Origin of the sequence: Amycolatopsis sp. NPDC051061 (genome assembly GCF_040682935.1) — a bacterium.
Taxonomy (GTDB): domain Bacteria; phylum Actinomycetota; class Actinomycetes; order Mycobacteriales; family Pseudonocardiaceae; genus Amycolatopsis.
Genome location: NZ_JBFBBZ010000095.1, coordinates 1 through 18,881, shown reverse-complemented (window position 1 = coordinate 18,881; position 18,881 = coordinate 1). Strand labels below are relative to the sequence as shown.

Sequence of the window (18,881 nt, the reverse complement as noted above, 5' to 3'; positions counted from 1 at the left end):
GCCTTTCGGCGACCGGTCTGGACCCGGGCGGCGCGGCGAACGGGCTCGGCGACACGCCGATGTCCGGCGGTGTCCAGAGCGGCGTCGGCGCGACGCAGGCCCAGCCCGCGACCGCGTTCGCCCCGGCCGGTGCGTCGGCGGGCCCTTCCGGTCAGTCCGGGATGACCGGGATGGGGGGCATGGGCGCCATGGGCGGTGCCCAGGGCGGCGGTGGCGGCGACACCGAACGCCGGTCGTCCGCCTACCGGATCGACGGCGCCGTCTTCGACAACCTCGGCGAACCGGGGCGCCGGATCATCGGCTCCCTCAACGACGACGAAGACCCGCCGACCGCCCGCCGGACCTGGTAGGAGGACGCATGAGCGAGATCGACGCGATGAAGGCCGAGCTGGACGGCCTCGTCCGCGAACAGTCCGAGCGGCGTGCCCTGCGCGAACAGCGCGGCGAGGAGATCAAGGCCCGGTCGCAGGAGTACATGACCAAGCAGGCCCAGGCGGCCGAGCGGTACGTGCAGCACGTGCGCGAGATGGCGCAGCGCAAGACGAAGTCCGGCTGGAGCACGGACCGGGGCGCCACGGAACCGCCGTCGGCCTTCGACTCGGACGCCTTCGGCGGTGAGCCCGGTTCGGCGTCGCCGTTCGCGCCGGCGCCGGAGGCACGGCCGTCCGCCCGTGACGAGGGCCCCCGCCGCGGCCGCCGGGCGCGCGCGGTCGAGGCCGACGACGACGGCTTCGACAACAACCCCTGGTAAGACCGTCCACAGTGGACGTCATGGCTGCCAGAGGTCGACGGCGATCTCGCGCAGCCGCTCGGCGAACGTCCCGGCCGGGCTCGCCCGGTGCAGCAGCCGGCGGAGCTCGGCCTCGAACTCCGCGCGGCGGTCGCCGAACAAGTGCGGCGCCGCACTCGACAGGGAGAAGACGCCGGCGACGACCTCGTCGGCGGTGCGCGTCACGACCCGGCCCGGCACCTCGAACCGCCGCGGCCCGCGGAACCCCGCGGCGCGGTAGATCGCCGGCTCGCCACCGGCCGTGCCGTCCGGGAGCGTGCCCTGGCCGGCGCGCCGCACCGACCCGAGGTACGCGCGCACCAGCGCCGTGATCTCCGCGCGCGGCACCGACCCTTCGACGCCCTCGTGCGTCGTCGCGTGCACGTGGGCGCAGGTCCCGCCCGGTTCGAGCATGCCGCGCGCCGCGGCGGCGACCCGCGCCCGGTCGAACCAGTGGAACGACTGCGCGAAGGTGACCAGCCGGAACCGGCCGAGCCCGGCGGGCAGCTCTTCGGCGCGCCGGTGCACCCAGCGGCAGTTGCGGATTCCGGCCGCGGTGGCGAGCCGGCTCGCTTCGCCGAGCATGTCCGCGTCGGCGTCCAGCCCGACCGCCTCTTCGAACGAACCGGCCAGCGGCAAGGTCAGCGACCCCGGCCCGCAGCCGACGTCGAGCAGGCGCCCCGGCCCGTCCAGCTCCAGCTCGGTGGCGAACGCCGTGGCGAGCTCCGGGGGATAGGCGGCGCGGCCGCGCGCGTAGTACCCCGGCGCTGCCCGAATAGAGGGACGGATCCCATTCCCACGCGTCGGTCACGGCTTCAGCGTAGATACTCGGGTGTCATGGACTCCGCGAACTGGTGGCGCGACGCCGTCGTCTACGAGGTCTACGTACGCAGCTTCGCCGACGCGGACGGGGACGGCGCCGGGGATCTCGCGGGCCTTCGCTCCCGCCTGGGCCACCTGGCCGACCTCGGTGTCGACGCGGTGTGGACGACGCCGTGGTACCGCTCGCCGATGGTCGACGGCGGTTACGACGTCGAAGACCACCGGACCCCCGACCCGCTGTTCGGCACCGACTCCGACGTCCTCGACCTGATCGCCGAGGCGCACCGGGTGGGGCTGCGGCTGCTGATCGACGTCGTGCCGAACCACACCTCCGACCGCCACCCGTGGTTCCGCGCCGCGCTCGCCGGCGGGCCCGAACGCGCGCGGTACCACTTCCGGCCGGGACGCGGTGCGGACGGCGAGCTGCCGCCGACCGACTGGCGCAGTGTCTTCGGCGGCCCGGCGTGGACGCGGGCGGCCGACGGCGAGTGGTACCTGCACCTGTTCGCCCCGGAACAGCCCGACCTCAACTGGGACGACGCCGGGGTCCGGGCGGACTTCGAGGACCTGCTGCGGTTCTGGTTCGCCCGCGGGGTCGACGGCGTGCGCATCGACGTCGCCCACGGCCTGCTCAAGGACCCGGGCTTCCCCGACCTCGGCGCCGACGACGAAGAGATCGCGCAGCCGCCGGACCGCGGCGCGCACCCGCACTGGGACCTCGACGGCGTGCACGAGATCTACCGCTCGTGGCGCAAGCTCGCGGGCGAGTTCGGGCCGGACCGGGTGTTCGTCGCCGAGGCGTGGGTCGACCGGCCGGACCGCCTCGCGCGGTACGTGCGCCCGGACGAGCTGCACACGGCGTTCAACTTCGACTTCCTGCGCTGCGACTGGGACCCGGACGCGCTGCGCGCGGTGATCGACCGGACGCTCGAGGCGCTGGCGGCGGTCGGCGCGCCCGCGACCTGGGTGCTGTCCAACCACGATGTCGTCCGGCACGTGACGCGGTTCGCGCCCGGCGGCGACCTCGAGCGGGGCCGGCGGCGGGCCCGGGCGGCGCTGCTGCTGATGCTCGCCCTGCCCGGCGGCGCCTACCTGTACCAGGGCGAGGAGCTGGGGCTGGAAGAGGTCGAAGACCTGCCCGAGGCGGTGCTCGCCGACCCGACGTGGGAGCGGTCCGGCCACACCCGCCGTGGTCGCGACGGCTGCCGGGTTCCGATCCCGTGGTCGGGAACGGCGCCGCCGTTCGGCTTCGCGCCCGAGGGGACGAGCACGTGGCTGCCGCAACCGGCCCACTGGCGCACGGCGACGGCCGAGGCCCAGGCCGCCGACCCGGGCTCGATGCTCCGGCTGTACCGCGCGGCCCTCGCGGCCCGCCGGGCGCAGCCGGCACTGGGAGACGGGACTTTGACGTGGTCGCCGGCGTCTCCCGGCGTGCTGTCCTTCGCGCGAGAGCCGGGGTTCGCCTGCGTGGTGAACCTGTCGGCCGAGCCGTGCGAGCTGCCGGAAAACGGGCGGGTGGTGCTGTCGAGCGTGCCGCTGGAGGGTGGCCGGCTGCCGGTGGACGCCGCGGTGTGGCTCGTGGGGAGTTGAGCCGGATTCACCCGGGCGGGTTGGCTTGACCGGTGTGAAACCGGGAGCGCCGGGGTATCCGGTCGCGTTCGTTGCCACCGTCCGAGCCGGAGGTCGTCCGATGCCTGTCCGCACTCCGCGTCCGCCCGCCACCGATGTCGTGGCCCTGGCGTTGAAAGTCCTGGTGGCCCAAGGCATGACGGGTGCGGCCGCGCAGTCGGCCCTGATCGCGATGGCGCAGGAGCGCGGCGTGGCGGTGCGGAACTGCGCCGCGCTGGTCGTGGCCGCCGTCGACGGGAGGATGGGCTGATGGCGGTCGCCGGAGGGTTCTCGCGCGCCGGGACGGGCGACACCGGCGGGGGCGTGCTGCTCGCCGTCGGGCTCGTCGTCGCCTTCTTCACGTGGTGGTCCTGGTGGACCGTCGCGGGGATCGCGCTGACCGCCGCCGGCGTGCTGTGGCTCACGGTCGCGAGCCGGCAGGAGTAACCGGCCGGCGACGGGGAAAGCCTCCCTCCGACCACCCACCGAGGAGGAGGGCTTTCCGTGCCGCACGAAGAAGAAGACGTCATCGAGCTGCTGCAACGCCAGCACCGGGAGATCCGCGCGATGTTCGCCGAGCTGGAGACCGCGGAGGGCGACCGGCGGCCGGAGCTGTTCCACGACCTGGTGCGGCTGCTGGCGGTGCACGAGACCGCCGAGGAGCTGGTCGTGCACCCGGAGATCCGGGACCTCGAGCCCGCGGCCGGGCCCGTCGTCGACGCGCGGCTCGGCGAGGAGCACCGGGCCAAGGAGCTCCTGACGACCCTGCAGAAGATGGGCCCCGAGGCCGACGGGTTCGACACGCTGCTCGTCCAGCTGCGCGACGACGTCCTCGCGCACGCCGACCACGAAGAGCGCGACGAGTTCCCGCTGCTGCGCGCCCACCGGCCGCCGGAGCGGCTGCGGGCGATGGCGGCGACCGCCAAGCTGGCCGAAGCGGTCGGGCCGACCCGGCCGCACCCCGGCGTCGAGAGCGCGAAGGCGAACCTCCTGCTGGGCCCGCCGGCGGCGATCATGGACCGGGCGCGCGACCTCATCCGCGCCGCGTTCGGGGGGTGACCCCGATGACGGAACCGGACGACGAGGTCACCGACCCGGAGGAGTTCGCGGAGGCGGCCGGGCTCGACCCCACCCCGCAGGAGGTGGACGAGTACCAGGAGCTGGCGAAGAAGAATCCACCCTGGTCGGCACCGGAGTGACTGGGTACCCCGTCGGCATGGCAGCTGTCCCGGCCCGCAAACTGCGGCGTTACCAGGAGATGCGCGACTTCGACCGGACCGCCGAGCCGGCCGGCGGGGACCGGGGCGGCCCGGACGGCCACCGGTTCGTCGTCCAGCGGCACCGCGCCCGGCGGCTGCACTACGACTTCCGGCTCGAACTCGACGGAGTGCTCGTCAGCTGGGCGGTGCCGAAGGGGCCGACGCTGGACCCGAAGGCCCGCCGGCTGGCCGTGCACGTCGAAGACCACCCGCTCGAGTACGCCGGCTTCGAAGGCGTCATCCCGCGCGGCGAGTACGGCGGCGGGGACGTCATCGTCTGGGACCGCGGCGTGTGGCGGCCGGTCGACGCCGATCCGGCCCGCGCGATCGAGGACGGCACCCTGCACTTCGACCTCGAGGGCGAGAAGCTGGCCGGAAGGTTCGTCCTCGTCCGCACGAACCGCGGGGAGAAGGACCAGTGGTTCCTCCTGCACAAGGAGGACGAGCACGCCGAGGCCGGCTGGGACGCCGAGGACCACCCGCGCTCGGTGAAGAGCGGCCGCACGAACGACGAGGTGGCGGCCGCTCCCGACGCGCTGTGGCACGGCGACCGGCCGGCCGCGCGGGCCGAGGAGCCGGTGGGGTTCGCGGCTGCCACCGCCGACGAGCTGGCGGCCCTCGACGACCTCAAGGCCAAGGGCAAGTGGTCGGTCGCCGGGCGGGAGCTGTCGCTGACCAACCTCGACAAGGTCCTCTTCCCGGCGGCCGGCGACGGCGAGCCGGTGACGAAGCAGGACCTGATCCGGTACTACGCGACCGTCGGGCCGGTCATGCTGCCGTACCTCGCCGGCCGGCCGCTCAACACGAACCGCTTTCCGCAAGGCGTCACCGAAGCGGGCTTCTGGCAGAAGGAAGTGCCGAAGCACGCACCCGAATGGCTGACGACGTGGCGCAACGAGCGTGCCGAGGCGGGGGAGAGCCAGCGGTACGTCGTCGCGGACAGCGTCGCGACGCTGGCGTGGCTGGCGAACTACGGCGCGCTGGAGCTGCACGCCTGGACGTCACGCGCTGACGACGTCGACCGCCCGACCTGGGTGCTGTTCGACATCGACCCGGGCCCGGAGACGTCGTTCGCGCAGGTGCTGGAACTGGCGCGGCTGCACCGCACGGCGCTCGAGCACCTCGGCCTGACCGGGCGGCCCAAGGTGACCGGGCAGCGCGGGATCCAGGTCTGGGTGCCGATCGCGCCGCACTGCACCTTCGAGCAGACCCGCGCGTGGGCGGAGACGGTGTCGAAGACGATCGGGCGGGTCCTGCCGGAGCTGGTCAGCTGGGCCTGGGCGAAGGACAAGCGCGGCGGCCGGGCCCGGCTCGACTACACGCAGAACGTGCTCAACAAGACGCTGGTGGCGCCGTACAGCGTGCGGCCGCGCCCCGGGGCGCCGGTGTCGGTGCCGCTGGAGTGGGACGAGCTCGACGACGACGGGCTCACCCCGGACCGGTGGACGATCCGGGACGTTCCTGCTCGGCTGGCCGAACGCGGCGACCCGTTCGCGGACCTGCTCGGGGTTGAGCAGAAGCTGCCGGGCTTGTGACCGGGCGCTCGGCGCCCGCTCACGCGTGAAGGGCTTCGAGCGCCTGGGGTAGCAGCCGGTCGAGGACCGTGCGGGACAGGTGCGGCCGCCCGCCCGCGTGCTCGGTCGTGGCCGCGGCCGCCGCGACCGCCAGGCACGCCGCCGTCTCCAGCGGACGGCGGCGGGTCAGCGCCGCGGTCAAGGTCGCGACCAGCGCGTCCCCGGCCCCGGTCGGGTCGACCACCTCGGTCTCGACGTGCGGCACGAACCACGACTCCGCGCGCCCGGCGAACAGGTTCCCCTGCCCGGCCACCTCGAGCACGACCAGCGACGGCCCGCGCCGCCGGAGCTCCGCCGCGGCGCGGGCCGCGCCGGCGACGTCGTCCACCGGCTGTCCCGTGAGCAGTTCGGCCTCGTGGCCGTCGGCGCGGACGACGTCGGCGAGTGAGAGCAGGTCCGCGGCGAAGTCGTCGTCTTCGGGAGCGCCGTCCAGGACGACCCGGGTGCCCGCGGTGTGCGCGAGCCGGGCCGCCAGCAACGCCGCCGGGGCGGGCTGCTGCAGCTGGACGATGAGGGACCCGGCGGCCGAGATCGGGGCGGACGCGGCGAACACGTCGGTCTCGGTCACCAGCGTGGCGTCCGGGACGTGCTCGAGGTAGCGGCGCCGGCCCTGGTCGTCGACCACGTCGACGATGAGCGCCGTCTCGGTGCCCGGCCGGCGGACCACGTGCGCCGTGCCGATCCGGTCGGCCCGGGCGCGGGCGCGCAACGCGTCGCCGACGGCATCCTGCCCGACGACGCCGACCAGCGACACCGCCACGCCGAGCTGGCTCAGCGCCACGGCCTGGTTGGCGCCTTTCCCGCCGAGCAGCTCCTGCCGGTGCTTCACCGGCACCGACGCGTCCGCGGGTGGCGCGGCCGGGACCTCCACCACCAGGTCACGGGCGATCTGCCCGACCACCACGACTTCGCTGAACATCACCGGTACCGCCGATCCATGGCGCCTCCTCGGTTGCCGAAGATCGGCTACCCGGTCGCGGGCGGGAGTCAAACCGCTCGATCGGGTCGGCGGTTGCCGCGCCCCGTCCGGGGTAGCCCTGCGCCCATGAGCGACGACGGGAAGGTGGCCGAGCTCCGGCGGCTGGCCGCGCGGCGGTTCGGCTGGACCGAGCTGACCGCCGGACAGACCGAAGCGATGGCCGCGGTGTGCGACGGCCTGGACGTGCTGGTGGTGCTGCCCACCGGCGCCGGCAAATCGGCGATCTACCAGGTGCCCGCCCTGGTGCTGCCCGGTCCGACGGTGGTCGTGTCGCCGCTGCTGGCGCTGCAGCGCGACCAGATCGAGGGCCTGGACGCCGCGGCGGTGCCGGCCGCCGTGGCGCTCGACTCGCGGCAGTCGGCCGCGGACCGGGAGCGGGTGTGGGACGCGATCCGGGACGGCTCGGCCGAGTACGTCTTCCTGTCGCCGGAACAGCTCGCGAAGGACGAGGTCGTCGCCGGGCTGGCCGGCGCCGGGGTATCGCTGTTCGTCGTCGACGAGGCGCACTGCGTCTCGTCGTGGGGCCACGACTTCCGGCCCGACTACCTGCGGCTGGCGCCGGTCGTCGAGCGGCTCGGGCGCCCGCCGGTGCTCGCCCTGACCGCCACCGCCGCCGCGCCGGTCCGCGCCGACATCACGGCGTCGCTGCGCCTGCGGGACCCGCGCCAGGTCGTCGCGAGCTTCGACCGGCCGAACCTGCACCTGGCGGTCGCGCGGTTCACCGACGACGCCGCGAAGCGCGCGGCGGTGGTGGACCGGGTCGCCGAACTACCGGGCAGCGGGCTCGTCTACACCGCGAGCCGGCGGGAGACCGAGGACTACGCCGCGGAGCTGGCCGCGCGGGGCATCCGCGCCTTCGCCTACCACGGCGGGATGAAGGGCGCCGACCGCGACGACGTGCACCGGCGGTTCGCGGCGGGGGAGACCGACGTCGTCGTCGCGACGTCGGCGTTCGGCATGGGCATCGACCAGCCCGACGTGAGATTCGTGGTGCACGCGTCCGTCCCCGACTCGGTGGACACCTACTACCAGCAGATCGGCCGCGCGGGCCGCGACGGCGAGCCCGCCGAGGTCCTGCTCTGCTACCGGCCGGAAGACCTGGCGCGGCAGCGGTTCCTCACCCGGTCCGCACCGCCGGAGGACGAGCTGCGGGCCGTCGTCGAAGCGCTGCGCGACGAACCCCGGGACCGGCGCCGGCTCGCCCAGGCCGTCCCCGGACCGTCCGGGCGGCGCACCCGCGCGCTCAACCTCCTCGAACGGTGCGGCGCGGTGCTGGCGGGTCCGGACGGGCGCTTCGCGCTCACCGATCCCCGCGCCGGCACCGACGCCGTGGTCGAACGGGCCCACGAGGCGGCGGAGCGGGCGGCCGAGCTGATCCGCTCGCGGGTGGAGATGATCCGCGCGTACGCGGAGACGACGGGCTGCCGCCGCCGCTTCCTGCTCGGGTACTTCGGCGAAGAGCTCGACGCGCCCTGCGGCTACTGCGACACCTGCGAATCGGGTGCCGCCGGCACGGCTGTCCCGGCCGGCGGCGAGTTCCGCGCGGAGACCGTCGTGCGGCACGCGGACTGGGGCCGCGGGGTGGTGATGGCGGTCGAGGACGAGAAGCTCACCGTGCTCTTCGACGACGTGGGCTACCGGACGCTGTCGCTGCCGGTCGTGCGCGAGCAGGACCTGCTGGCCGTCACCGGGTGATCCACCGCTGAGCCGGACGGACGCACCGGTTCCTCCGGGGTCCGGATGTGGATCACCGCGAGATCGGGTAAATCAGGAGGACGAAGACCCGGTGGAAGTGAGGTTCGGGTGACCGAGACATTGATGAACGCGGCGGACCGGTGGAGACCGCTGACCGAACTGCTGCAGGCGCTGCTCGAGCGGATCACCGGCGAACTGCCGGGGTGCCTCGGCGCGGGCCTCGCGGCCGGGTACGGCGGCCGGCCGCCGCGGGTGCTGGCCACCGCGGGCGTCGCTGCCGACCTGCTGCCCGCCCAGCTGGCGCACGGCGGCCCGGTCACCGTCGCGGCCGGTACCGGTGAGCCGGTGACGACGGACGACCTCTTCGCCGACGAACGCTGGCCCGGGCTCACCCGCGACGCCGTGTTCACGAGCCGCGCGGAGCTCGCCGAGGTCCGCGGCGCGGCCGCCCTGCCCGGCTTCTGGGACGACGGCAGCGCGTTCGTGCTGTCCGCGACGTTCGATCGGCCGCCCAGCGCCGGGATCGTGGGTGTCCTGCGACGCTACGAAAAGCTCACCGAGCTGACCCTGGTCGTCGCCGAGACCGCCACCACGGGCGACCCGGACCAGACGCTGGACCTGCTGGCCTCCCGCGCCGCCATCGAGCAGGCCAAAGGCGCGGTCATGGCGGTCCGGCGGTGCGCCCCGGACGAGGCCTGGCAGACCCTGCGCCGCGCCAGCCAGGAGTTCAACGTGAAGGTCCGCGAGCTGGCCGTCGCCCTGGTCGAGCACCTCGGGGGCCGGTCCGCGCCCCCGTCCGGCGGCGTGCCGGAGATCCGGCCCGGCGCCGCGGCCCGCCACGCGGCCGAGCGGCTCTGGTCGGCGTTCACCACGGAATAGCGCGTTTCCGTTCCGGCGGTTTGGGTATCAAGACCCCGACCTTGATCACCCCGCTGCGACGCCGGCCCCGTACCGGCGCGGAAGGCCTGCCGAACCCGTGTCCCCCACGTTCCCGGTCCCCACCCGGTCCGCGCCGCTCACGGCGCGCCGGACGGAGTACCGCCCCGGTCTGCTGGTGCTGACCTTCGCCGGCGAGATCGACGCCCTGACCCTGCCGATCCTGGAGCGCGAGCTCGCGGCGTCCCCACCGGGGACGACGGTGGTGAACCTGTCCCAGGTCGCGTTCCTCGGCCTGGCCGGCGCCCGCGCGCTCGCGGCGGCCGCGGAGCTCGCGACGAAGGAGGGCGGGCGGCTGGTCGTGGTGGCGAACAGCCGGACCCTGGCGCGGCTGTTCCGGATCACCGGGCTGGCCGCGGTGGTCCCGATGTTCGCTTCGCTCTCGGACGCGCTGCGGGAGCTGTTGGCGGCGGGGGTGGCGGACACCGCCTGCTGAGCGCCCGTGCCTTGGCCGGCGCGGTGTCCGCCGGCTCGGCTGTGCTCCGGTGGTGCCCGGCGGGCGTCGTCATCTCGCGCCCTGGTCAGCGGGGACCCAGCGGGCGACCAGCACCCCCGCGTCCGACCGCAGCGCGCCCGCGCTGTCGCTGACGGCGGCACGGGTCAGCAGGCGCGCGGTCTCCGGCGGCAGCGTCCCGTCCGCGAGGTACCCGGCCACCCGCTCCCGCCCGAACGGCGTCCCGGACCGGCCGGCCGGCTCGGCCAGGCCGTGCGAGTACAGCGCGAGCACGTCACCGGGCCGCAGCCGCACCTCCGTGACCGGCGGCAGCCGCTCGTCCCCGACGAACCGGGCCGCGCCGGCCCCGGTGTCCGGCAGCGCCCGGCCGTCGCGGACGATCAAGGGCTCCGGGTGCCCGGCGCCCAGCCAGCGCAGCACGCCGGTCCGCAGATCCAGCTCCGCGACCACCCCGGTGACGACCCTCTCCGAACCCGCCAGCTCGCGGCCGACGGCGGCGTACTGCTCCCCGAGCGAAGCCCCGTCGCGCCGGGCGGCGCGGTAGGCCGCGAGGGCGTTGACCACCGCGTAGCTCGCCCCGCCCGTGCGCGGGCCCGCGTCGAACATCGCCAGCCGCGCCCGTCGTTCCGAGAGCGCGTAGTCGAACACCACCCCGCACAGGTCGTACGCCGGCTGGACGCTCGCGCCGACGATCACGCTGTCGGTCGCGCCGGTCAGCGGCGGCAGGCTCTGCCACAGCAGCTCGGCGGGGGACGCGCGGTGGTGCCGCCGGCGCCGCGCGTCGAGGCCGTCGCCGTACTGGGTGGTGATCGTCACCAGGTGGCCCAGCAGGCTCGCCAGCCAGTGGCACTGCTCCCGCAGCACGGGGTCGTCCGGGTCGGCGCCGTCGGTCGGCACGATCTCCAGCACCCCGAGCCGTTCGACGCCGTCGAGCAGCACCGTCCACAAGATGGGGTCGGGGCCGTCCCGCGTCACGGTGGTTCCCGCGCGGCGGAAGACCTCCCCCGCGACGGTTGTCTCGATGTCCAGGTCCGAGGCGGTCTCCGCGCGCAGCGGCACGAGTGTCCGCTGGTCGTAGTCGGCGAGGTAGATGCCGATCCGGAGGTCGAGCGCGCGGCCCGCTTCGGCGACGACGGCGGGCAGCCGCTCGGGCGGCGCGCGGTGGGCGCCCTCGAGGAGGTCGACGAGCGCCCTCAACGGGCCGTGCAACGGCTTGCCGTCGCGGACCGTGTGGCTGTAGGGCGCGCGGGGCGGGCCGGCCAGCTCGTCGAGCCGCTCGTTGACGGCGTGGGCCATCATGTCGCGGTCGACGCGGGGCAGGGTGGTCAGCCCGTTGAGGTAGGCGTCCAGCTCCAGCAGGCTCTGGCTGCCGCCGAGCGCGAAGTAGCGCATCCAGAGCTGTTCCGGTGTGAGCCGGCTCCGCGCGAAGCAGACGGCGAGCTGCCGCTGCTGCTCCTCCTCGGGCAGGAAACGCATCGGCGGCTCACTCTCCCCGGCGCGCGGCGGTGAGCAGGGCCGCGGCGGCCTCGGCCGGGCTGCGGGCGCCGGCGCGCGCCAGCGCCAGCAGGCGGTCGAAAGCGGCGTCCTCGTCGACGCCGTCGCGGCCCATCAGGAATCCCTTCGCCATCGTGACCGCGTCACGGTCGCGGAGGGTCTCCTTGAACCGCTCGCTGAAGCGGCTCGCCCGTTCGTACGCGCGGGCGTTGGCGACGAGGACGGCGGCGCGGCCGGCGAACTCCGCGAGCGTCTCCTCGTCGGCGCGGCCGAACGCGCCGGAAGCCGTCGCGTAGACCTTGATGGCGCCCAGGCAGCCGTCTTCGGTGACGAGGGGCGTGGTCAGCACCGACCGCAGTCCCGCGTCGCCGGCCGCGGCGCACCACCGCGGCCAGCGCCGCTCGGTGGTGACGTCGTCGATCCGCATCGGCGCACCCTCCGCGAGCGCGGTCAGGCAGGGTCCCTCGCCGAGCTGGTACTGCAGGGTGTCGGCGTCGCGCACCAGCGGCCCGGAGGCGCTCGTCGTGGCGGGGCGGCCCTCGTCGTCGACGAGCGTCACCCCGGCGCCCGCCGCGGCGGTGATCGTCGTCCCCGCGAGCGAGACGATCAGCTCGAGCACCGAATCGACGGTCTCCCGCGAGAGCAGCAGTCCCGACATCCGCGCGGCAACCCCCGCCAGCTCGCCATCCAGCGGCAGCCCAAGCGCCTTCTCCGTCGCCATGGCGGCTGATTACCAAGCGGGGGCCGCCGTCAAACCTGCCCTGACCCAGGACATGGGCCGGGCGTGAAGTGGGTACCCCATCCGCTCGGCGCCCCAGCGGGAGGAGTGGACATGGAACTGCCGGAGCCCACCGCGACGGCTTCGCCGTTTCTCGACGACGTCACCGGGGCCCTCGAGGCCCTGACCGCCGTCCTGCGGCAGGAGGACGACTTCCGGATCCTGCTGCGGCACGTGTGCCTGCAGGTGCGCCACGCCGTGCCGGGGGTGGACGAGGCGTCGATCACGCTGGTGCGCGGCGACGAGCCGCACACGGCGTCCGCGACCGCCGCCGTCGTGAGCGACCTCGACGGCGACCAGTACCGCCTCGGTGACGGTCCGTGCCTGGAGGCGGTCCGCAGCGGCAAGATCGTCCGCACCTCGGTGACCGACGCGACGGAGCGCTGGCCGTCGTTCGCGAGCGGGGCCCGGGAAGCGGGTTTCGGGAGCTTCCTCGCCGCACCGCTGGTGGCCGACGACGAGTACTCGGGCGCGATCAACTGCTACGGCCGCCAGGACGACGGCTTCGAGGAGATCGAAGCCCAGCTGCTCGAGCTGTACACGGCCGCGGTCGAAGCGGTGTTGCGCGTGTACCACCGCTACGTCAAGGCCCGCGAGACGGTCGAGCACCTGCAGGCGGCGCTGACGTCCCGCGCGGTCATCGACCAGGCCAAGGGCATGCTGATGGCGATCCGCCAGATCGACGCCGACGACGCGTTCGCCCTCCTCGTCGAGCAGTCCCAGCGGGAGAACGTGAAACTGCGCGAAGTCGCGGACAAGTTCGTCGCCCGGGTGGTTTCCAGCGGTGTGGTGTGAATTCGCGCGGAAAACGGAATGACGGTGGCCGGGGTACGAGAAACTACCATTCAGATCCACCTGGCTCAGGTCGGACTCGGTCAGGAGGGACGGCTGCTTCTTCTTCGAGCTGGCTCCAGGAACTGGTCCTCGCGGACGCGGACCGGTCGCAGGCCGGGGTGCAGGTCGGGCTTGCCCTGATTGTTCTTGGCTGTGCCGCCGGCCGACACCCATGCGGTTTCGAGTCCGTGGCCGGCCGGTCCGCGGGTGGAGGCGGCAGTACCGGAGCGGAAGGTTGGTCAAACACGCCGCTCCGGTGCCGGGCGGGTCCGGACGCATCGTAACCGGGCATGAGCTGGGAGTCGGTTTTCGGGGGCTGGAATAGGGGATGACGAGTCCCGCGAAACTGCAGCGAGCGTATTGTCGGCGAAATGGGGTCAGGTCCGCTGCGGAGGCCTCATCGGTGGCCGAGCCGGTCCGAGGCTCGCCGCGGCGGCAGCCACCGCCGCACCGAGGGCGAGGTCGCGGCCGAGGTCGTCCAGGTCCCGCTTCACCCGGCCGACCCGGTCCTGAGTTGCTTCCTCATCGGCCTCCGCGGCCGCCAGCCGGGACGGCCACCTCCGTCCCGGCCGGGTAACCGGCATTGAGCCGGCCAGCACCCGCCGGAGGCGTTTGTCCAGCCGCCCGTGACCTCGTAGGGCGTGCACCAACCGCCGAGCTTGTTCACGCTCCTCGCCGGAGAGTGGGCGGTCGGTGCGCAACCGCTCGCCCTGCCACCGGCAGAGCGCGGCGTCGTCACCGGTCAAACCCGCGTCCTCGAGATCGCGCACCAACCGGCCCTTCAGTTCGGCCCATTGCCGGTTCAGGGCGGACAAGCTTCCCTGCAGCTGGTCGATCTTCTGCTCGTTCCGGAGCCGGGTCCGGGCGGTTTTGGCCTCCGCCAGCTCTTGTTCGAGGCTGCTGGCGCTGTGGGTCGTCGTGGGCGCCGGCTACGCCCTGCGCGGGATGATCGGGCTGGTACTGGCCGTGGACCTGGGCGAGCGGCCCGTGACCCTGGTCGCTGTCGCGGTGACGCTGTGGGCGTTCGGCATCGCCTTCGTGACCAGCAGGTGGGCCCTGGAGGCCCTCGCGTTCGCACGGATCGATCACGGCCGGCTGGTCTGGACCGCGCGCGCCGAGCAGGCCCGCGAACACCTGCTCGGCCTCGTGCGCTGGCTCCCGGCCCCGGCTACCGAGCGCGATCCCGCCGACTGGGCCGCCCTGCGCGGCCGGACTCCGCTGACGGCTCCGTGGAACCTGGCGCTGGTGCTCGCCGGCACGGCCGCCGGGCTGACCGGACCGTTGCTCACCGGCTTCCCGCGGCCGGCGCACGCTGCGGCGACGGCCGTACTCGGCGGCCTGGCGGCCGTGACGGCGATCGTCGTGCCGCGGGGGCGCCTGGTGGTGGTGCTCGCCGGGGCGGCGGTCCTGGGTGGGGCACTGGTTGTCGAGGGGGTGGCGCGTCCGGTGGCCGCCGTGTTGCCGTGGCTCGCGGTGATGGCTGCCTACCTGGTCTTCAGCGGCAAGCGGCTGAAGACCATCGGCGCGGGGACCCGGCGCGCGCGGGCCGCCGCGGTGGCTGTCCTCACCCCGGTCGCCCACACCGTGGTCGGCGAGGCCACCTGGAGCGTCTTGCGAACCGGAGGTCCTCGTGGATCTCGATGAGCTGTTGTCCGTCGCTCGCGAGGCCGCGGGGGAAGGAGCGCGGACGGCGATGTCCTGGCGCGCCCGCGAGCTCGTGGTCGAAGAGAAGGCGGCCTCGGACGACCTGGTCAGCCAGGCTGATCGCGACACCGAGCAGACCATCCGGACGGTCCTGGCCCGCCGCCGCCCCGGCGACGCCGTCCTCGGGGAGGAGGCGGGCGCCACCGCCGGCGCCGGGCGGGTGCGCTGGATCGTCGACCCGATCGACGGGACCACGAACTACCTCTACGGACGGCCTGACTGGGCCGTCAGCGTCGCCGCCGCGGACGCCACCGACGGCACCTTGCTGGCCGGCGTGGTCGTCGAGCCGGTACTCGGCCGGACCACTGAGGCTCGGCGTGGCGGCGGCACCATCGCGGACGGGGCCGCGGTCCCGGCCCTGAATCAGGATGACCTGTCCCGGGCGCTGGTCGAGCTGAACTTCGGCCGTCCGCCGCAGCGGGAGCTGGCGGGCCGGGTGATCGACGCGCTGCTGCCTCGCGTGCGAGATCTGCGCCGCGGCGGCAGCGCGGCCGCGGCGCTCGCCCAAGTCGCCACCGGACGGGCGGACGCGGTGTGGGCTCCCGGGCTTCAGCCATGGGATTGCGCCGCCGGTGTCCTACTCGTCCAGGAAGCGGGCGGAATGACCGGCGACCTCGAGGGCCCGACACCGGGCACCTGGCCCGCCGGCGGTGACGTGCTCGCGGCGGCCGATTCGTTGTGGCACGCCCTGAAGGAGATCTTGGCCGCGGCATGGACGCCGTCGGACCGGGTACAGGCACCGGAAACGACGTTGAGGAGGCAGGTATGACGGAGGACCAGCACAGCCAGGAGACCGCGGAGCGGCACCCGGGACCGGAAGAGCAGCAGGGCCAGGAGCAGCCGCACCCGGGTTCGGGCGAGGCCATGGACCCGGCGCCGGACCACGGTGAGGAGTCCTACCGTGGCAGCGGACGGTTGCGGGACCGCCGGGCGGTGATCACCGGTGGCGACTCCGGGATCGGCCGGGCGGTGGCGATCGCGTTCGCCAGGGAGGGCGCGGATCTGGTGCTGTCCTATCTGGAGGAGGAACAAGCTGACGCCGAGCGCACAGCGGAGCTGGTGCGCGAGGCAGGCCGCCGGGTCGTGCTGGTGCCCGGGGACATCCGCGAGGAGCGGCACTGCGCGCGGATCATCGAGACGGCGGTGTCGGAGCTTGGTGGGATCGACGTGCTGGTGAACAACGCCGCTTACCAGATGGCACAGGAGGAAGGTCTGCTCGGGATTTCCACCGAGCAGTTCGACCGGGTGCTGAAGACCAACCTCTACGCGATGTTCTGGCTGTGCAAGGCGGCCGTGCCGCACATGCCCCGCGGGTCGGCCATCATCAACACCTCGTCGATCCAGGCGTCCCAGCCGTCGCCGGAGCTGCTGGACTACGCCACGACCAAGGCGGGGATCGCGAACTTCACCAAGGGACTGGCGCAGGACCTGGCCGGGAAGGGGATCCGGGTGAACTCGGTCGCGCCGGGTCCGGTGTGGACGCCGCTGATCCCGGCCACCATGCCGGCGGAGAAGGTGGACTCCTTCGGCGAGCAGACCCCGATGGGCCGGGCCGGGCAGCCGGCCGAGCTCGCCCCGGCGTTCGTGTTCTTCGCTTCGCAGGAGTCCAGCTACGTCACCGGCGAGGTCCTCGGCGTGACCGGTGGCCAACCGCTGACCTGACCGGTTCCAGGCGAAGAAGAACCGCTTCCGCTCGGCGAAGGGTGGGGGAGACCTGCGAGCGGAAGCGGTGGCTGGAAAGGCCGGTACGGGGGTCGCCTCTCGGCGAGTGGCGCGACCCGGCTCCGGGGTGAACCGGTGTTCCGGGAAGGCGGAAGGGGTGAGGCCCGGGGGACTCCGCCGTACCGACACCTCTTACAACGCCCGGCGCGGTGTGGTGTTCCCCGCCGTCGGCGCTCGCGGACGTGAGCTGCGTCGCTCCGGTCTGCACCGTACGCGCGTTGTTTCTGTTGACCGTGTGGGGCAGCTGGGGCAGCTCGGAAGACGCCAGGTACCCCAGCGGATGGCGGAGAACTTCGGCTGTCCGGAGCTGTCCGGCGCGGGCGGTGCCCGAAGGCGGTGACACGTGCCGGAATCCGGTCGCTCCGCACTGCAGTAGCAGAAGAACGTCGTGTCGTCGTCGAAGCCCACCGCCCCGCTCGCCCCGTGACGCTCGAGATGAGCGCAGCCGGACGGTTCATCGTGGTCACCGCGACCGGGCGTCGGAAATATCCGCCCCACGTTCACGGCCGCGGTCGCCAGCGCGTCCACCGCCGGCGGTCGTGGCGCTCGCCGGTCGCGGTGGCGCAGCGATGGCACAGGACCATCCGTTCGTCCGTCGTGTCGGCGAGCCAGCGGGCGTCCAGCCACAGCACGTGCGGGAAGCGCCGCAACCCGGCCTTGCGCAAGGGAATGCCGCACAGCGTCTGGTTGGTCCCGATCCGCCAGGCGTGCACGGACCCGCGGGGTTCGCGAACGCCTTCGTCGTCGAGCCACTGGTCCGACGCGGCTACGGTGGGCTCGCGGCGTCCGGCCACTCAGGGCCGCCCGCGCTTAAGAGTCTGGCCGGCGACGCCATGCCGCAGCGGCGTGGTCCCCTCGGGTGCCGTCGCCTCACCGACGGGTGAGCCGCCGGCGGCGTCGCTCGGCGGCGGCGCCGCCGCGGGATCGCCGAGAGCGGACTCGGCGCCGCGCTGCAGATCATCGAGGCGAGCGTCCAGGATTTGCAACACCGGTGCACGCTCGCCATGCTCCCGCTCGTGGTCGATCAGCGAGGTGAGCTGCGGTTCGTCGAGGGAGCGGATGCGGTGGCGCCGCGCGAGCGGAGTCTGGTCGTAGTCGGGCAGCGGCAGTTCGGTCATGGTCTTTCCCTTCATCGGCTGCGGGGTGGGCTTCGGCGCGCATCCGTTCGATCTTGTGGGGTAGTGCAGTTCGAACGCGGGTCGTTCGGAGCGGATCCGGGGCAGTTCCAGGAAGTTGTGCCGTGGCGGCGGGCTGGTGGTCCATTCGAGGGAGTTGCCGAAACCCCAGGGGTCGTCGGCGTTGATGGGTTCGCCGTAGCGGTAGCTCTTGACGACGTTCCAGATGAACGGCAGCACCGAGAGGTGCCGGTCGGCCGGCAGGTCGAACAGCGCCGCGGTCAGGATCGGGAACGCGGTCGTGATCATGTTGACCGCGCCGAGGATGGTGCCGAGGCCGGTGACGATCAGCCCGGTGATCCAGAGATCTCCGCCGACGCCGGGGGAAGGCGACGTCCGGTGAGCTGATCTGCAGGGGCGGTCGTGCGGAGCGTCTTCAGGATCACCGAGCCGCGCGGGGCCCGCCACGCCGGGCGGTGCGGCATCGGGGTCGGCCGGGCGGCAGTATCGGTCATGCGGTCCTCCAAACGTCGGCGTCGACGGCACGTACCCGAGCCGGCCGGCGATACACCCGTTCCGCCGGGTTGGTTCCGCGCGCGAGGGGTAGCCGTGCCGCGGTACCCGAGCGAAGAGCCGCGATGCCTCGACTGACTTCCGGTGCGTGAGCCGACGCCCGACGGCTGCGGGCGATCGAACACGGCCTGCTGGCCACCGACGCGGCCTGGACCGTGGCGGTGCCTGGAGGTTTAGCACCGCGCTGCCCGGCAAGTACCACACCCGGCGGCAACAAGCCGCCGTATCGAAAGGGGAATGCGATGGACCCGCGGCTGCGCGAAGACACCGAACGCAAGCTGGACCAGCTCACCGATCATCCCGACATGGACCTGCACCTGCGGATCCAGGAACACCGCTTGGAGGGGTACGCGTGGTGCAACGGCCGGCGGTACCGGATCATGGGCGTGCGTGACGAGGAAGAGGACGTCCCGACGCCTGCGGACGGCGACGGCGTAGCCGCACCCCGGTAGGCACAGCATGTCCACGGCTTAGTACTGCAACGGCACTCGGGTGGCGTGTGGTAGATCATCCTGGTGGTGGTCGATGTGGTGATGGATCAGCTGGATCAGGTGCATGAGCGGAT

22 protein-coding genes and 2 pseudogenes are annotated in these 18,881 nt (G+C 73.6%); 16 read left to right on the top strand and 8 right to left on the bottom strand.

What is annotated here, in order from left to right; genetic code table 11:
* Positions 1-350, top strand: a pseudogene (locus tag AB0N03_RS51030) (hypothetical protein); the annotation flags it as partial.
* A gap of 8 nt (positions 351-358) precedes the next feature.
* Positions 359-751 carry a hypothetical protein gene (locus tag AB0N03_RS51025; RefSeq protein WP_364388601.1) on the top strand — a complete coding sequence of 131 codons (393 nt, stop codon included), beginning with the start codon at positions 359-361 and terminating at the stop codon, positions 749-751.
* A gap of 18 nt (positions 752-769) precedes the next feature.
* On the opposite strand, the gene AB0N03_RS51020 is transcribed toward AB0N03_RS51025, so the two are convergent.
* On the bottom strand, positions 770-1,444 hold the full coding sequence (locus tag AB0N03_RS51020; RefSeq protein WP_364388603.1) for a class I SAM-dependent methyltransferase: 675 nt from the start codon (positions 1,442-1,444) through the stop codon (positions 770-772).
* 162 nt (positions 1,445-1,606) lie between these two features.
* Here AB0N03_RS51020 and AB0N03_RS51015 point away from each other — a divergent pair, with 162 nt between their 5' ends.
* From AB0N03_RS51015 to ligD, 6 genes are all read left to right on the top strand, one after another.
* On the top strand, positions 1,607-3,181 hold the full coding sequence (locus tag AB0N03_RS51015; protein ID WP_364388599.1) for an alpha-amylase family glycosyl hydrolase: 1,575 nt from the start codon (positions 1,607-1,609) through the stop codon (positions 3,179-3,181).
* 100 nt (positions 3,182-3,281) lie between these two features.
* The gene (locus AB0N03_RS51010) at positions 3,282-3,470 is read left to right on the top strand and encodes a hypothetical protein (RefSeq protein ID WP_364388597.1); all 189 of its coding nucleotides are present in this window, start codon (positions 3,282-3,284) and stop codon (positions 3,468-3,470) included.
* Positions 3,470-3,646 (top strand): hypothetical protein, encoded by a 177-nt coding sequence (locus AB0N03_RS51005; protein WP_364388595.1) that lies wholly within the window; start codon positions 3,470-3,472, stop codon positions 3,644-3,646. Before AB0N03_RS51010 ends, AB0N03_RS51005 begins: the two co-directional genes overlap by 1 nt.
* Before the next feature lie 57 nt (positions 3,647-3,703).
* Positions 3,704-4,258 carry a hemerythrin domain-containing protein gene (locus AB0N03_RS51000; RefSeq protein ID WP_364388594.1) on the top strand — a complete coding sequence of 185 codons (555 nt, stop codon included), beginning with the start codon at positions 3,704-3,706 and terminating at the stop codon, positions 4,256-4,258.
* A gap of 5 nt (positions 4,259-4,263) precedes the next feature.
* Positions 4,264-4,398: a hypothetical protein gene (locus AB0N03_RS50995; RefSeq protein WP_364388591.1), complete on the top strand. Its 135-nt coding sequence runs from the start codon at positions 4,264-4,266 to the stop codon at positions 4,396-4,398.
* Positions 4,399-4,415: 17 nt separating this feature from the next.
* On the top strand, positions 4,416-5,993 hold the full coding sequence (gene ligD / locus AB0N03_RS50990; protein WP_364388589.1) for a non-homologous end-joining DNA ligase: 1,578 nt from the start codon (positions 4,416-4,418) through the stop codon (positions 5,991-5,993).
* A gap of 19 nt (positions 5,994-6,012) precedes the next feature.
* On the opposite strand, the gene AB0N03_RS50985 is transcribed toward ligD, so the two are convergent.
* Positions 6,013-6,951: a PfkB family carbohydrate kinase gene (locus AB0N03_RS50985; RefSeq protein WP_364388587.1), complete on the bottom strand. Its 939-nt coding sequence runs from the start codon at positions 6,949-6,951 to the stop codon at positions 6,013-6,015.
* Positions 6,952-7,077: 126 nt separating this feature from the next.
* Between AB0N03_RS50985 and AB0N03_RS50980 the strand changes: the two genes are divergently transcribed.
* The 3 genes from AB0N03_RS50980 (at position 7,078) to AB0N03_RS50970 (ending at position 10,078) form a co-directional block, all read left to right on the top strand.
* Positions 7,078-8,706: a RecQ family ATP-dependent DNA helicase gene (locus tag AB0N03_RS50980; RefSeq protein ID WP_364388585.1), complete on the top strand. Its 1,629-nt coding sequence runs from the start codon at positions 7,078-7,080 to the stop codon at positions 8,704-8,706.
* A gap of 108 nt (positions 8,707-8,814) precedes the next feature.
* Entirely contained in the window at positions 8,815-9,585 is a 771-nt protein-coding gene (locus AB0N03_RS50975) for an ANTAR domain-containing protein (protein WP_364388583.1), read from the top strand.
* Between the two features lie 97 nt (positions 9,586-9,682).
* Positions 9,683-10,078 (top strand): anti-sigma factor antagonist, encoded by a 396-nt coding sequence (locus AB0N03_RS50970; protein WP_364388581.1) that lies wholly within the window; start codon positions 9,683-9,685, stop codon positions 10,076-10,078.
* A gap of 69 nt (positions 10,079-10,147) precedes the next feature.
* On the opposite strand, the gene AB0N03_RS50965 is transcribed toward AB0N03_RS50970, so the two are convergent.
* Entirely contained in the window at positions 10,148-11,572 is a 1,425-nt protein-coding gene (locus AB0N03_RS50965; RefSeq protein WP_364388579.1) for a PP2C family protein-serine/threonine phosphatase, read from the bottom strand.
* Between the two features lie 7 nt (positions 11,573-11,579).
* Entirely contained in the window at positions 11,580-12,311 is a 732-nt protein-coding gene (locus AB0N03_RS50960; RefSeq protein WP_364388577.1) for a GAF and ANTAR domain-containing protein, read from the bottom strand.
* A gap of 111 nt (positions 12,312-12,422) precedes the next feature.
* Between AB0N03_RS50960 and AB0N03_RS50955 the strand changes: the two genes are divergently transcribed.
* Entirely contained in the window at positions 12,423-13,163 is a 741-nt protein-coding gene (locus tag AB0N03_RS50955) for a GAF and ANTAR domain-containing protein (protein ID WP_364388575.1), read from the top strand.
* 416 nt (positions 13,164-13,579) lie between these two features.
* Here the strand turns inward: AB0N03_RS50955 and AB0N03_RS50950 are convergent, their stop codons facing one another.
* On the bottom strand, positions 13,580-14,017 hold the full coding sequence (locus AB0N03_RS50950; RefSeq protein ID WP_364388573.1) for a hypothetical protein: 438 nt from the start codon (positions 14,015-14,017) through the stop codon (positions 13,580-13,582).
* Between the two features lie 55 nt (positions 14,018-14,072).
* Here AB0N03_RS50950 and AB0N03_RS50945 point away from each other — a divergent pair, with 55 nt between their 5' ends.
* The 3 genes from AB0N03_RS50945 to AB0N03_RS50935 are packed head-to-tail and all read left to right on the top strand — an operon-like array spanning position 14,073 to position 16,568.
* Positions 14,073-14,846 carry a hypothetical protein gene (locus AB0N03_RS50945; RefSeq protein WP_364388571.1) on the top strand — a complete coding sequence of 258 codons (774 nt, stop codon included), beginning with the start codon at positions 14,073-14,075 and terminating at the stop codon, positions 14,844-14,846.
* Positions 14,833-15,675, top strand: a complete 843-nt coding sequence (locus AB0N03_RS50940; protein WP_364388569.1) for an inositol monophosphatase family protein — start codon at positions 14,833-14,835, stop codon at positions 15,673-15,675. Before AB0N03_RS50945 ends, AB0N03_RS50940 begins: the two co-directional genes overlap by 14 nt.
* Complete coding sequence (locus tag AB0N03_RS50935) at positions 15,672-16,568, top strand: SDR family oxidoreductase (RefSeq protein WP_364388567.1); 897 nt, start codon at positions 15,672-15,674, stop codon at positions 16,566-16,568. The genes AB0N03_RS50940 and AB0N03_RS50935 overlap by 4 nt, the downstream gene beginning before the upstream one ends.
* A gap of 560 nt (positions 16,569-17,128) precedes the next feature.
* Here the strand turns inward: AB0N03_RS50935 and AB0N03_RS50930 are convergent.
* The 3 genes and pseudogenes from AB0N03_RS50930 to AB0N03_RS50920 form a co-directional block, all read right to left on the bottom strand.
* The gene (locus AB0N03_RS50930) at positions 17,129-17,422 is read right to left on the bottom strand and encodes a hypothetical protein (protein WP_364388565.1); all 294 of its coding nucleotides are present in this window, start codon (positions 17,420-17,422) and stop codon (positions 17,129-17,131) included.
* On the bottom strand, positions 17,423-17,617 hold the full coding sequence (locus AB0N03_RS50925) for a hypothetical protein (protein ID WP_364388563.1): 195 nt from the start codon (positions 17,615-17,617) through the stop codon (positions 17,423-17,425).
* Positions 17,618-17,771: 154 nt separating this feature from the next.
* Positions 17,772-17,989 (bottom strand): annotated as a pseudogene (locus AB0N03_RS50920) (cytochrome ubiquinol oxidase subunit I); the annotation flags it as partial.
* 569 nt (positions 17,990-18,558) lie between these two features.
* Between AB0N03_RS50920 and AB0N03_RS50915 the strand changes: the two are divergent.
* Positions 18,559-18,768: a hypothetical protein gene (locus tag AB0N03_RS50915; protein WP_364388561.1), complete on the top strand. Its 210-nt coding sequence runs from the start codon at positions 18,559-18,561 to the stop codon at positions 18,766-18,768.
* Positions 18,769-18,881 lie beyond the last annotated feature (113 nt).

What these genes read in the sequence shown, in the direction of transcription:
- AB0N03_RS51025 (WP_364388601.1), top strand. Translation starts at nt 359, where the DNA reads ATGAGCGAGATCGACGCGATGAAGGCCGAGCTGGACGGCCTCGTCCGC.
- AB0N03_RS51015 (WP_364388599.1), top strand. Translation starts at nt 1,607, where the DNA reads ATGGACTCCGCGAACTGGTGGCGCGACGCCGTCGTCTACGAGGTCTAC.
- AB0N03_RS51010 (WP_364388597.1), top strand. Translation starts at nt 3,282, where the DNA reads ATGCCTGTCCGCACTCCGCGTCCGCCCGCCACCGATGTCGTGGCCCTG.
- AB0N03_RS51005 (WP_364388595.1), top strand. Translation starts at nt 3,470, where the DNA reads ATGGCGGTCGCCGGAGGGTTCTCGCGCGCCGGGACGGGCGACACCGGC.
- AB0N03_RS50995 (WP_364388591.1), top strand. Translation starts at nt 4,264, where the DNA reads ATGACGGAACCGGACGACGAGGTCACCGACCCGGAGGAGTTCGCGGAG.
- ligD (WP_364388589.1), top strand. Translation starts at nt 4,416, where the DNA reads ATGGCAGCTGTCCCGGCCCGCAAACTGCGGCGTTACCAGGAGATGCGC.
- AB0N03_RS50985 (WP_364388587.1), bottom strand. Translation starts at nt 6,951, where the DNA reads ATGTTCAGCGAAGTCGTGGTGGTCGGGCAGATCGCCCGTGACCTGGTG.
- AB0N03_RS50980 (WP_364388585.1), top strand. Translation starts at nt 7,078, where the DNA reads ATGAGCGACGACGGGAAGGTGGCCGAGCTCCGGCGGCTGGCCGCGCGG.
- AB0N03_RS50965 (WP_364388579.1), bottom strand. Translation starts at nt 11,572, where the DNA reads ATGCGTTTCCTGCCCGAGGAGGAGCAGCAGCGGCAGCTCGCCGTCTGC.
- AB0N03_RS50960 (WP_364388577.1), bottom strand. Translation starts at nt 12,311, where the DNA reads ATGGCGACGGAGAAGGCGCTTGGGCTGCCGCTGGATGGCGAGCTGGCG.
- AB0N03_RS50955 (WP_364388575.1), top strand. Translation starts at nt 12,423, where the DNA reads ATGGAACTGCCGGAGCCCACCGCGACGGCTTCGCCGTTTCTCGACGAC.
- AB0N03_RS50935 (WP_364388567.1), top strand. Translation starts at nt 15,672, where the DNA reads ATGACGGAGGACCAGCACAGCCAGGAGACCGCGGAGCGGCACCCGGGA.
- AB0N03_RS50915 (WP_364388561.1), top strand. Translation starts at nt 18,559, where the DNA reads ATGGACCCGCGGCTGCGCGAAGACACCGAACGCAAGCTGGACCAGCTC.